This is a genomic window from Aquitalea magnusonii, assembly GCF_003202035.1.
GTDB classification, from domain to species: Bacteria; Pseudomonadota; Gammaproteobacteria; order Burkholderiales; family Chromobacteriaceae; genus Aquitalea; species Aquitalea magnusonii.
Window position 1 is genome coordinate 273,416 of record NZ_QJKC01000002.1, and the last position, 12,551, is coordinate 285,966.

The window sequence follows — 12,551 nt, forward strand, 5'->3', positions numbered from 1 at the left end:
CCGGCCAGCAAAATACGTTACATGACGTAGCAGCCTGCGCAGGGCGGTACAGCCGCAGGCTTGCCGTACCGCCATGCCCTTGTGCTAGGCTGTCTCTCCCCCTTGCTACCGGAGCTGTTCATGCTGCCACGCAGCGCCTGGCGTGATTTCACCGCCGTCATCTTTAGCGTGGCCCTGCTGGGCCTGGGTCTGGGCAGCACCATGCCGCTGACCGCCCTCACCCTCACTGCCCGTGGTTTTAGCCCGGAAGTGATCGGCTGGACCGTGGCGGCCAGTGCCGTGGGCGGCGTGCTGGCCACAGTGGCTGCCCCGGCGCTGGCGCTGCGGCTGGGGCGGCGCAATGTGATGCTGGGCTGCCTGCTGCTGGCGACACTATCCGTCATGCCGCTGCAATACCTGGACAGCATTGCCGGCTGGCTGCTGGCGCGCTTTTTGTTTGGCGCGGCCATGGCCCCGCTGTTCGTGCTGGGGGAAAGCTGGATCAACACCCTGGCAGCCGACCATACACGTGGCCGCATCGTCGCCATCTACGCCACCTGCTTCACCGCCTGCCAGGTGCTGGGCCCCTTGCTGACCGACCTGCTGGCCCGCTGGCCACAGCAGGCTTTTCTCTGGTGTGGCGCGCTGTTCCTGCTGGGCGTTCCAGGCATCATGCTGGCCCGGCCGGAGCAGCGCACCGACATGCATGCGGACCACCCGCAGTCCGCAAGGGCCGACAAGGCCAGCAGTAGCGGCTGGCTGGAGATTGTGCGGCGTGCACCCGCCATTTTGCTGGGCACGGCGTTTTTTGCCTCATTCGACACGGTGATGCTCAGCTTTCTGCCACTGGTGGCCATGGAAGGCGGCATGAGCCAGAGCCGCGCACTGGCCTCCGCCTCCATCCTGCTGGCGGGCGACGCCACCTTGCAGTTTGGCATTGGCTGGCTGGCCGACCACCTTGGCCGCCGCCGGGTACATCTGCTGTGCGGAGTGCTGGTGTGCCTGCTGCTGCCCTTGCTGCCGTGGATGATGCAGCTACCGCTGCTGTGGGAGGCCTATCTGTTTGTGCTGGGTGGCTGCGCCGGTGCCATCTATACCTTGTCCATGGCAGCCAGCGGCGAATTGTTCAGCGGCGCGGCGCTGTTACGCATTTCCGGGCTGATTTCACTGTGCTGGAATGCCTCCAGCAGCCTGGGCCCGGCCGCCACCGGCCTCTTGATGCAGCATGCCGGTTCGGCCTGGATGGTGGCCGTGCTATGGGCCATCGCCCTGCTGTTTGTTGTCAGCGGCTGGCGGCAAGCGGCTGCCACAATAGCAAGCGCCCGACACTGAGCGCTTGCCAATGCACTGACTTTTTCGCAGGCTGGACGCCTTGACGGTTTTCAACGGAATTCACCATGCAGCCAGCCAGACAACCATTGCGGCTACGCGCCCTGATTGCCCGTGAATGGCAGCAATTACGCAGTTTTCAAGCCAGCGACCGCCCCTGGCAGATGCCGCTGACCGCCGCGCTGGCCACCGGCCTGCCGCTCTTGATTGCCGCCTGGACCGGCCACCTGGCCTTTGGCCTGCTGTCGTCGCTGGGTGGCATGGCTTTTCTCTACCTGCCCGCCACCCCCATGCACCATCGCATGGTCACCATCATGGCCTGCAGCTTTGGCCTGATCGCCAGTTTCACCCTGGGCCTGTTAAGCCAACTACTACCGCTGGCCACGGCGCCGGTGCTGACGGTGATCACCATTCTGGTGACGATGATCTGCCGCTTCTACCGCCTGCCACCGCCCGGCAGTTATTTCTTCGTGATGGTGGCCGCGCTGGCCGCCTACACCCCGGTGCCCCTGCTGGAGATACCGCTGCGGGTTGGCCTGCTGGCCATGGGCAGCCTGCTGGCCTGCGTACTGGCCTTCGGCTATAGCCTGCATGTGTTGCGCTGGCGTACACCCAGACCGGTGCAGCCTTTGCCGGCGCCGGATTTCGACTTCGTGGTGATGGATGCACTGATCATCGGCCTCACCGTCGGCCTGTCGCTGCTGCTGGCCGAGTGGCTGCAGCTGCAACGCCCCTACTGGGTGCCGGTGAGTTGCCTGGCCGTGCTACAGGGTGCCAGCCTGCGCGCGGTGTGGAACCGCCAGTTGCAGCGGCTGCTGGGCACGGCACTCGGGCTGTTGCTGACCTGGGGGGTATTCAGCCTGCCGCTGAACGCCTGGTCGGTTGCCTTGCTGGTGATGCTGTTCACGGTGGTGGTGGAAACACTGGTGGTGCGCCACTACGGCATGGCCGCGGTGTTCATCACACCCATGGCAATCTTGCTGGCCGAGGCGGCTCATCTGGGCCAGGGCTCGGCCTTTCCCCTGATCGAGGCCCGCTTCTACGACACGCTGGCGGGCGGCCTGGTGGGCCTGCTGGGTGGCCTGGCCCTGCACCTGCCACCGTTGCGACAGGGCATCAGCCGGCTGATTCTGCGTGTGCTGCCGGTGAAGGACGCCAGCTGAGTCAGTCCCGGTGGTCCTGGTGTTCCAGCGCGTCGGCATCGGCCTGCAGCCGGCTGCGCACAAAGTCGATATGGCCGCGCAGCTCGTACAGCAAATCGCCAAAAGCCGCCGGCACCGTAATCTTGCTGACCGTGGCATCCACATGGGCCAGCCGGCGTAGCAATTCTTGCTGTTTGCCCGGCACAGTACGCTGCGCTACTGCCTCGCGCTCGATATCAAACAACACCCGGTACCAGCGATTGATGCCGGACTGGATGCGCCAGCGGTAAATGGCGGGGGCCACTTTCAGTGCCGGTATCAGCAACAGCACCAAGGGCAGCATCACTGCCAGCGCCCGCGCCACCAGCCCGGCCAGCCAGAAGGGGAAGGTACGGTACAGCAGACTTTTGCCAGAGGCGTAATAACGCTGGGCATCCGGGCTGAGGCGGATTTCATGCTCCACCAGCACCGGAAACTCGCCCGCTTTCTTGAACAGGCCGGGCTTGCCATGTACCTCCCGCGCGGCATCCAGCAGCAGGTCGGACAAGGCCGGGTGCAGGCCGTCACGGGCAATCAGCTCCACGGTGGGGCCAATCAGCTGGGTATCGCTTTCGGGAATATCCTTGCCCAGATCCAGCCCGCCGCGCGGCAGGGTCAGTTTGTTCAGATAGCTGACCCGGCGGGCATAGGCATCTGCCTGGACAAAGTTGAACAGATGAATGTCCGGCGTGTGCAAGAGCTGACGCAACAGGTCGGTGGAGGTGGAATCGCCCATCACGAACAGCGCATCCACCTGCTTGTCCAGCAAGGACTTGACGGCATTGCCCGGCAGCGCGTCGAGCAAGATGGTCTTCCCGCCCGGTTCGATGCCATTGAGCTTGAGCAGCGCCAGCGCCAGGGTGTGAGTGCCGCTGCCCGGTTCGCCGATATCCAGCCGCATGCCCTGAAAGTCCGACAGCAAGGTCTTGGGCGCGCCACGGTAGAACACCATCAGCGGCTGATAGGAAATGCTGCCCAGCGACATCAGCCGGCTGCCATCCACCCCGCCGGCCTCGCCGCCCAGCACAAAACCCACATCCACCGCCTGACGCTTGTCCAGCAGGCGATGCAGATTATCCAGCGAGCCACCGGAAGGCAGTATCTTTACCTTCACCCCCTCACGCGCCAGGATGGCCTGATAACGCAAGGCGGTTTTCTCGAATACGCTGCCCGGTGGTCCGCTGGCGATGGTGAGGCTGGTCGGTGCCGCGGCATTGGTCAGCAGCAGCCCCAGCAGCATGATGGCCACGCCAGCCAGCACGATCATGAGCATGGACAGCACCAGACCGCGCCCGAACAGGGCATTCAGCCGGGCGGTCAGACGGGAAAACAGGCTGCGGGGAGAGAACAAGGCAAGACTCCTGACTGGGAACGGCCTGCGCAACAGGCAGCATGGCCGGACCGCCGCAATCTACCACGGCTGCCCCGCCGCCGCGACCCTGGCCGGCGCGAGGCCGGGTATGATGGCGCTTGACTTCGAGTGCACTCCAACTTGCAGACTGCCCCCATGACCACACTCAGCATCCGCCAGATGGCCCGCCTCAGCGGACTGTCAGCCCATACCCTGCGCTATTACGAGGACATCGGGCTGATCGATCCGGTAGCGCGCAGCAGCAGCGGCCACCGCTGCTACGGCGAGCACGACCAGCGCTGGATTGCCTTCCTGCTGCGTCTGCGTGCCACCGGCATGCCGATACAGGACATGCTGGCCTATGCCACGCTGCGCCGGGACGGGCAGCAACTGGACAGTGTGGTCCGGCGTCAGCAGATGCTGCAACAGCATGTGCTGGCATTGGAAAACCGGCTGGCGACATTGCAAGACAATCTCAGCGTGATGCGCGACAAGGTGGCCTTCTACACCGGACTTGCCAGCGCCTTGCAAGCGGACGCTCAGCCGGACAGCACAGGAGCAGACCATGACCAACCCTCTTTACCAACAAGGCTGGAACCGCCTGCGTGAAGTCGACGCAGAGGCGGGCGAACGCGTGATTGCCAGCTTGCAGGACATCAGCCCGGACCTGGGGCGTTACATCATCGAATTCGGCTTTGGCGAGGTGTACAACCGCCCCGGCCTGAGCCTGCAACAGCGCGAGCTGGCCACCATTGCCGCACTGACGGCACTGGGCAATACCACACCGCAGCTGAAGGTGCATATTGCCGCCGGGCTCAATGTCGGGCTGAGCCAGCAGGAAATCCACGAAACCATCTTGCAGATGGCGCTGTATGCCGGTTTTCCGGCCGCACTCAACGGCATGTTTGCGGCAAAAGAGGTATTTGCCGAACATGACGGGGCGTGAAGTAACCGTTTCGGGCCATGTGCGGCTAACAAAAACCCTGCTGCTGCGTTGCGCCTCCTTGCCGTACTCAGTGTACTGTCTGCGTCGGCACGCCTTGCCCCAGGGACGCTACGCTATTTTGTTAGCCGCATTAACAAACGAACGCTGCGCAAACCGCGTAGCGCAGCCTGCCGCGGGGGTGGTTAGCGGACCTTAAGCATGCCCGCGCCCCAGCGCCATGGCGGCGGCAGCGGTGCGGGTTTCCACCCCCAGCTTGGCAAACACATGCTCCAGATGCTTGTTGACCGTGCGCGGGCTCATGCCCAGGATGTCGGCAATGTCACGGTTGGTCTTGCCCAGGCTGAGCCAGTGCAGCACTTCGGCTTCGCGCTGGGTCAGGCGGAAGGCCGCAATCAGTGCCGCCAGCGTGGCTTGCAGCCCTTCTTCGCGCAGCACCACCAGCCATTCCGGCTCGCCGGGAGTCAGATGAAAGCTGGCAAGCAGCTTCTGCCCGGCCTCGCCCGGCCATTGACCGGGCAGATCCTCGCCTTGCAGCCTGGCCTGCTGCGCCAGCGCGGCCCAGCGCCACAGTGCTTCCGGGGCCTGTTGATCCTCGACACCGAAATAGCGTTGCAATAGCTGCCGGGCCAGCGCGGTTTGCCACACCAGCCGTCCGCTGTCCGGGTTCAGAGCCAGGGTGGCCTGACCAAAAGCATCCAGCGCGCTGCTGGCCTGTTGCAGCTGACGGGCATTGGCGGTGTGGGCGGCAATGCGTGCCAGCACTTCCGGCGGGCGCAGCGGTTTGGTGACATAGTCGGCCCCGCCGGCGGCAAAGGCCGCCACCACGTGTTCGCTGTCGGTAAGGCCGGTCATGAACACGATGGGAATGGGCCGGGTAACGTAGTCCTGTTTCAGGCGACGCGCCACCTCGAAGCCGTCCATGCCCGGCATCACCGCATCCAGCAGGATCACATCCGGCAGGCTGAGCCTGGCCCGCTGCAAGGCGGCTTCGCCATGGGTGGCCACCAACACGGTATGGCCTGCTGCATCCAGCGCATCGTGCAGCATTTGCAGGTTGTCCGGCATGTCATCCACGATGAGCACCAGCGCGCTGCGGTTGGCCGCCTGTTCCATCAATCTTGCTCCATCAATCTGTTTCTTCCTGGTACTGCAACAAGCTGCGCAGTGCATCAAAGCGGAAGGCGTCCACCAGGCTCTGGGCACGGCGCAGGAATTCGCCATGCTCGGCCGCCTGTTCGGACAAGGTCTGCAATGCCGCTTTCACCCCCTTGGGGTAACCCAGCTCCAGCGCCTCGCGCAGCGGGCGCAGCAAGGCAGCATCCGGCAGGGTGAGGCTGGCGGCACTGGCATGCAGGCTTTGCAGCGTGGTGCCAATTTCAGCCACGGGCTGGCTGTCAGTCTGCCATTCCAGCTGCAAGCGCCTGCCCAGCCAGTCCAGAATGTCGTCGAGGCGGATGGGTTTGACGAAGAAATCGGCCGGCAGAATGCCCACATCGTTGTCCTGCCCCTTTTCAAAGGCATTGGCCGAGATGATGGCCAGGGCGGCGGCATCCGCCATGCCGCCCTGGGCCTGACGGATGGCGCGCAAGGTCTGCCAGCCGTCCATGCCGGGCATGGCCAGATCCATGAACACTGCATGCGGGCGGAAGGCCGGCAGCAGTGCCAGACAGTCCTCCCCGCTGCTGGCCTCGGCCAGCTCAAAGCCCAGCGCTTGCAGCATGTGGCGCAGCATGGCGCGGTCCACCGCCTCGTTGTCCACCAGCAGTATGCGGCGGCGCGGCCCCAGATAGCCGGTACGTTGCTGGCGTGGCAGGGCCTGTTCGGCTTGCTGGCCGTGCAGGGCCGGCAGGAACAGTCGCACGGTAAACAGCGCGCCCTGCCCCGGCGTGCTGTCCAGGCGGATTTCCCCGCCCATCAGGTCGGTCAGCATCTTGCTGATGGTCAGGCCCAGCCCGCTACCGCCCTGCTGCGACTGCTTGCCGCGCTCGAACGGCTCAAACAGTCGTGGCTGATCGGCCGGGGCAATGCCCGGGCCGGTATCGCGAATGGTAAAGGTGGCCATTTCGCGCTGATAGCGCAAGCCCAGGCTGACCTCGCCACGCTCGGTGAACTTGACGGCATTGCCCAGCAGGTTGATCAGGATTTGCCGCAGCCGCTTTTCATCCGCCCGCACCACCGTTGGCAGCTCGCCTTGCGGAACAAAACTGAAATCCAGCCCCTTTTGCTGCGCCTGCAGGCTGAACATGGCCACCAGCTGCTGCATGAAGGCGGTGAAGTCCAGCGGGCGCATGTCCAGCGTCAGTTTGCCGCTTTCGATACGGGCGATATCCATGGTGCCTTCAATCACCGACAGCAAGTGGTCACCACTCCTGCGTACCACCTCCACCGACTGGCGCGCCGCCGGTGGCAGGCTGGCATCAGCATGCAGGATTTGCGCATAGCCCAGAATGCTGTTGAGCGGAGTGCGCAACTCGTGACTGATGGTGGTGACATAGCGGCTCTTGGCCTGATTGGCTTGCTCTGCCACCTCACGCGCTTGTTGCAATAGCTGGTCGGTCTGGCGGTGCAGGTCGATCTCACGCTGCAGCAGGCCGGTCTGGCGGCGCGATTCCTCCTGCGCCACTTGCCTGCTGTTATGGGTCAGCACCATCCACCAGGCCAGTACACTGCTGGCCAGCAACAACACGGCAAACAGGCGGAACAACAAGCCGCCCAGCCCGGCCACCGCGCCTTCCTGCACGGCGATGAAGTACAACAGGCCCAGCAAGAGCAGCCAGAAGGTGCTGATACCGGCCATCAGCAATAAATAATGCCCCAGCCCGCGTTGCAGATAAGGCTGCAAGCCGCGTGGCAGCAGCCGCTGCAACAAGCCCTGCCATTGCGCCGCCAGCGTGGCCTGCGGCTTGCACAAATCGCCGCAACGCACGTCCAGCGTGCAGCACAGCGAGCAGATATGCCCCTGATACGCCGGGCAAACCACGATGTCCTCGGCCTCGTACTCGCGCTGGCACAGCACGCAGCGGTGATGGGCGTGCGTACTGGCCGAAGGTCGGCGCGCCAGGTAGTAACGCCCGCCACTGAGCCAGGCAAACAAGGGCGAGAGCAGCAACGCCGCACACATGGCCACCAGCGGTGATAGCGCCTGTGCCACCTCGCCTAAAGCCCCCAGATGGGCGGCCACCGCCAGCAAGGAGGCCAGCGTCATTGCCCCCAGCCCCACCGGATTGATGTCGTACAGATAGGCCCGGCGAAACTCGATGCCGCGCGGGCTCAGGCCCAGCGGCTTGTTGATCAGCAAATCCGCCACCACGGTCATGATCCAGGAAATGGCGATATTGCTGTACAAGGCCAGCACCTGACCCAGTGCCTGGAAGACTTCCAGCTCCATCAGCAACAGGGCAATCAGGGTGTTGAACACCACCCATACCACCCGTCCCGGATGGCTGTGGGTGAGGCGGGAAAAGAAATTGGACCACGCCAGGCTGCCGGCATAGGCATTGGTGACGTTGATTTTCAGCTGGGACACGATGACAAACAGCGTGGTGGCGGCAATGGCCAGCTTGCCGTCGCTGAACACGTGGGAATAGGCAATCAGATACATCTGGTTCGGGTCCACCGCCTTGGCCAGCGGCACCGCATTGCGCAGGGCCAGCCAGGCCAGCAGTGCGCCACCCAGCATCTTGGCCACGCCCGGCAATACCCAGCCCGGCCCGCCCAGCAGGCAGGCCAGCCACCAGCTGCGGGCATTGCCGGCAGTGCGCGGCGGCATGAAACGCAGATAGTCGGCCTGCTCGCCCATCTGGGTGATCAGCGCAATGCCCACGGCAAAGGCCGCACCAAAACGGCGCAAATCAAACTGCATGCCTGCACCCTGCCCACCAGGGTAATGCCACAGCCCTTGCAGGACTGCGGGTTCCTGCCACAGCAAAAACGCATAAGGCAGCACCAGCAACAACAGCCACAAGGGTTGGGTCCAGCTTTGCAGACGGCTGATGGCGGTGACGCCATGGGTGACCAGCGGCAGCACCAGCAAGGCGCACAGCAGGTAGCCGGCCACCGGCGGAATGCCAAAACCCAGTTCCAGCGCGTAGGCCATGATGGCCGCTTCCAGCGCAAAAAAGATGAAAGTGAAAGAGGCGTAGATCAGCGAGGTGACGGTGGAGCCGATATAGCCGAAACCCGCGCCACGGGTGAGCAGATCCATATCCACTCCGTAGCGGGCGGCATATACCGAGATGGGCAGCCCGGCCAGCAGGATCACCAGCCCGGTCAGCAGGATAGCCAGCAAGGCATTGAAAAAACCGGCTTGCACCAGCATGGTGGCACCCACGGCTTCCAGCACCAGAAAAGACGCAGCACCGCCCAAGGCGGTATTGGCCACCCGCCACAGCGACCACTGGCGAAAGCGGCGCGGGGTAAAGCGCAGGGCGTAGTCTTCCAGCGATTCACGCGCCACCCAGCTGTTGTAGTCACGACGCAGCTGGATGACTTGCTGGGGTGGCGATGGCGGCTCTGCGGACACGGGGCAATCCTGTTGGCGATGACCTGCAGGGCAGATGCAAGAAACCTGCCAGCCCCGCTTGGCTAGCCTCCAGCAGGCCGATGGCGCAGGCTGGCCAGCATCATGCTGAAGCCTGGTCCGGCACCAGCTGCAGATAGCCATCCACCAGCGCCAGCAAGGCCGCCGCCGCAGGGGTGGGGCTGTCGTGACTGGCCAGATACACCCGGCGGCGCGGGCCATCAAGCACCGGCCGCGTCACCAGCCCGGCATGCTCCCCGGCCCCCAGCGCCGGCACCATGCCCACCGCACAACCAGCACGCACCAGGTCCACCAGCATGTCGGCATGGTTCACCTCGAATGTCACCCGCCGCTTGATACCCATTGCCGCAAACGCCATATCAGTCTGCTGCCGCGGGCCGCTGCCGCCCGGCCAGTCCACCAGCGTGCAGCCAGCCAGCTGTTGCAAATCCAGCTGCGGCAAGGCGGCCAAGGGGTGATCCGGGTGCAGCAGGGCCAGCAGGGGTTCTTCCCACAGCAGACGGGCATCCAGGCCCAGTACCGGCTCGCCCGGCCACACGCCGAGAAAGGCCACGTCAATCTGCTGCAAGCGCAGTTCTTCCATCATCACATCGCTCATGCGCATGGCCAGTTGCACATCCACCTGCGGATGGCGGCGGTGGTATTGCGCCAGCAGGGCCGGCAAATCCAGCCGGCCAAGCGTGGAGATACTGCCAATGCGCAGGCTGCCGCGGATTTCCCCGGTGGCGGCCGCCATTTCGTCCTCCAGCCTTTGCGCGGCTTCGCGCACCTGACGGGCATGCCTGACGAAGGTGAGCCCGGCAGGGGTCAGCGTGACCTGGCGCGAGGTGCGCTCAAACAGCCTGGCACCAAACTCCTGTTCCAGCCGGGCAATCTGGTGGCTGAGCGCCGATTGCACGGTATGACAGCGCTCGGCAGCACGGGTGAAGTTTTCTTCTTCGGCCACCGCCAGCACGTAATCAATCTGGCGCAAATTCATTCAATCCATCTCGTTTCACGATGAAAAACATGAAAACAATACATTGGAGTCATTCTTTAGGCCAGTAGATACTGCCCCGGCATGCATTAAAAGCCGCTGACAAAACAGCGTAGCGTCCCTGGAGCAAAGCGCACCGACGCCGACACTACACAAAAGTACGGCAAGGAGGCGCAACGCAGCAGCAGGGTTTTTGTTAGCGGCTCTGACAACACCCTGCGCAGCCACACCGAAAGCACACACATGCACACCACCCACACCCTTCCCCACCCCGGCCAAGCACATGGCGGGCTCAGCCCGCTGCTGATGTGGCTGATGACGGTAGCCACCGGCCTGGCCGTGGCCGGTAATTATTACGCCCAGCCCTTGCTGCCGGAAATCAGCCACGCGCTGGGCATTCGCGCGGCCAGTGCCGGCAGCATCATCACCACGGCGCAACTGGGCTATGCCCTGGGTTTGCTGCTGATTGTGCCGCTGGGCGACATGCTGGAGCGGCGGCGACTGATCATCAGCATGATGCTGCTGGCCAGTTGCGGCCTGTTGATCAGCGCCACGGCGGGCAGCATCAGCCAGCTATTGCTGGGCACCGCCATGGCCGGTGTGTGTTCGGTGGTGGCGCAAATCCTGCTGCCGCTGGGTGCCAGCCTGGCCAGCGAAGCCGAACGCGGCCGGGTGGTGGGCACCATCATGAGCGGCCTGCTCACCGGCATTTTGCTGGCGCGCACCGTGGCCGGCAGCCTGGCCGACCTGGGCGGCTGGCACACCGTGTACTGGTGCGGCAGCAGCGGCATGCTGCTGATGACGCTGGTACTGGCCCGTCAGCTGCCGCACACGCCTGCCACAGCGGGCTTGCGCTATGGACAGCTGCTACAGTCGGTACTGCGCCTGTTTGTGGAAGAACCCAGCCTGCGCCTGCGCGGGCTGCTGGGTGCCATGTCCTTTGCCACCTTCAGCGTGATGTGGACTTCGGTCGCCTTCTTGCTGTCTGCGCCGCCGTTTGGCTTTTCCAACAGCACCATCGGCCTGTTTGGCCTGGCCGGGGCTGCCGGGGCCTTGTCGGCCAATATCGTGGGACGGCTGAGTGACCAGGGCCGTGGCGCGCTGGCCTCCCGGCTCAGCCTGGGGCTGATGTTGCTGGCCTGGTTGCCGCTGGCCTTGGCACCGCACTCGATTACCGCCCTGCTGCTGGGCATCCTGCTGCTGGACCTGGGGGTGGCCGGCTGCCATGTCAGCAATCAGGGGGCGATTTACCGCATCCGGCCAGAAGCCCGTAACCGGCTGACCTCGGCCTACATGACCAGCTATTTCATCGGCGGGGCAGCCGGTTCGCTGGCATCCGCCTGGGCCTATGGCCACTGGGGCTGGACGGGCGTGGTGCTGACCGGCGCAGCGTGCAGCCTCACTGGCGTGTGCGCCTGGGCCTTGTCCGGCCCGCGCTATCAGGGTCTGGCGACGGGCGGTGCCAACAGCTGACAGTCATGGTCCTGCACATCCCCTTCGGAGGAGGCAAAGTTACCGGCCAGCACATCCGCCTTGCTGGCCAGTAGCCAGAAGCCCGGCCCGTCGGCCAGGCGGGTGGCAATCACCGCCAGCGTGTAGCTACCCATCTGCCCACTGGCGCCGGCCACCTCATCGGCCAGCAAGCGAAACGGTTGCACGCCATCCAGCGTGTCACCCGGCACGGCACGCGCCAGATAGGCATGGCCGTTGATGCCGCCCGGCAAGGGTTGCCACTGCGGGCCAATGCCTGCCTGCTGCAAGCGGGCCGGCAGTTCTGGCCGGACGCAGGAAACATGGATATGCAGCTGGTTCTGGCTGCGGCCCCATTGCGAGTTCACCGTCAGCGCCAGCGCCTCGCGCGGCAAGGGGCTGCCGTGCAGCCGCTCCATCCATCGCCGTGCCTGCCAGGCGGCGGCCCAGTAGTCCGGGGCATCCGCCTGCAATAGCAAGGGGCTTTCAATGCCACTGACCCGCGCGGTGGGAATCAACAGATATTGCAGCACGCCGTGGATGTCCTTGAGCACGGCATGCCCCTGTGCCTCGCCCTGCGCCATGTCAAGTTGGGCACAGGGGGCCGGGTCCTCTGCCTGCTGCCAGTGCGGCACACATTGCTGATGCACGATTTGCCACAAGGCATCGGCATTGGCGGCATGCACCGCCCACGACACCAGTAAGCCCAGCAGCGCCAGCGCGGCACTGCCGCGGAAGATTTTCACCGTCATGGAATGGTGCTTTCGCCAGAGGAAAAA

10 protein-coding genes are annotated in these 12,551 nt (G+C 64.4%); 5 read left to right on the top strand and 5 right to left on the bottom strand.

From position 1 onward, the window contains the following. The first annotated feature begins 120 nt into the window (after positions 1–120). Entirely contained in the window at positions 121–1,311 is a 1,191-nt protein-coding gene (locus tag DFR38_RS03075; RefSeq protein WP_146215906.1) for an MFS transporter, read from the top strand. A gap of 65 nt (positions 1,312–1,376) precedes the next feature. Continuing rightward, complete coding sequence (locus DFR38_RS03080) at positions 1,377–2,471, top strand: FUSC family protein (protein ID WP_059286987.1); 1,095 nt, start codon at positions 1,377–1,379, stop codon at positions 2,469–2,471. Position 2,472: 1 nt separating this feature from the next. Here the strand turns inward: DFR38_RS03080 and DFR38_RS03085 are convergent, their stop codons facing one another. After that, on the bottom strand, positions 2,473–3,840 hold the full coding sequence (locus tag DFR38_RS03085) for a TAXI family TRAP transporter solute-binding subunit (protein WP_059286988.1): 1,368 nt from the start codon (positions 3,838–3,840) through the stop codon (positions 2,473–2,475). Between the two features lie 156 nt (positions 3,841–3,996). On the opposite strand from DFR38_RS03085, the gene DFR38_RS03090 reads away from it, so the two are divergent. Both DFR38_RS03090 and DFR38_RS03095 read left to right on the top strand, forming a co-directional pair. Continuing rightward, the gene (locus tag DFR38_RS03090; protein ID WP_059286989.1) at positions 3,997–4,449 is read left to right on the top strand and encodes a MerR family transcriptional regulator; all 453 of its coding nucleotides are present in this window, start codon (positions 3,997–3,999) and stop codon (positions 4,447–4,449) included. Then, a complete protein-coding gene (locus DFR38_RS03095; protein WP_059286990.1) occupies positions 4,406–4,786 on the top strand; it encodes a carboxymuconolactone decarboxylase family protein in 381 nt (126 codons plus the stop codon). Before DFR38_RS03090 ends, DFR38_RS03095 begins: the two co-directional genes overlap by 44 nt. Positions 4,787–4,978: 192 nt before the next feature. Here the strand turns inward: DFR38_RS03095 and DFR38_RS03100 are convergent, their stop codons facing one another. From DFR38_RS03100 to DFR38_RS03110, 3 genes are all read right to left on the bottom strand, one after another. Next, a complete protein-coding gene (locus DFR38_RS03100; protein WP_059286991.1) occupies positions 4,979–5,899 on the bottom strand; it encodes a response regulator transcription factor in 921 nt (306 codons plus the stop codon). Positions 5,900–5,912: 13 nt separating this feature from the next. Beyond that, positions 5,913–9,308: a hybrid sensor histidine kinase/response regulator gene (locus DFR38_RS03105; RefSeq protein ID WP_211310718.1), complete on the bottom strand. Its 3,396-nt coding sequence runs from the start codon at positions 9,306–9,308 to the stop codon at positions 5,913–5,915. 100 nt (positions 9,309–9,408) lie between these two features. Next, a complete protein-coding gene (locus tag DFR38_RS03110) occupies positions 9,409–10,305 on the bottom strand; it encodes a LysR family transcriptional regulator (RefSeq protein WP_110312973.1) in 897 nt (298 codons plus the stop codon). Between the two features lie 240 nt (positions 10,306–10,545). Here DFR38_RS03110 and DFR38_RS03115 point away from each other — a divergent pair, with 240 nt between their 5' ends. Continuing rightward, complete coding sequence (locus DFR38_RS03115; RefSeq protein ID WP_059287059.1) at positions 10,546–11,775, top strand: MFS transporter; 1,230 nt, start codon at positions 10,546–10,548, stop codon at positions 11,773–11,775. Here the strand turns inward: DFR38_RS03115 and DFR38_RS03120 are convergent. Continuing rightward, on the bottom strand, positions 11,742–12,524 hold the full coding sequence (locus tag DFR38_RS03120) for a CDP-diacylglycerol diphosphatase (protein WP_110312974.1): 783 nt from the start codon (positions 12,522–12,524) through the stop codon (positions 11,742–11,744). The genes DFR38_RS03115 and DFR38_RS03120 overlap by 34 nt on opposite strands. Positions 12,525–12,551: the final 27 nt, after the last annotated feature.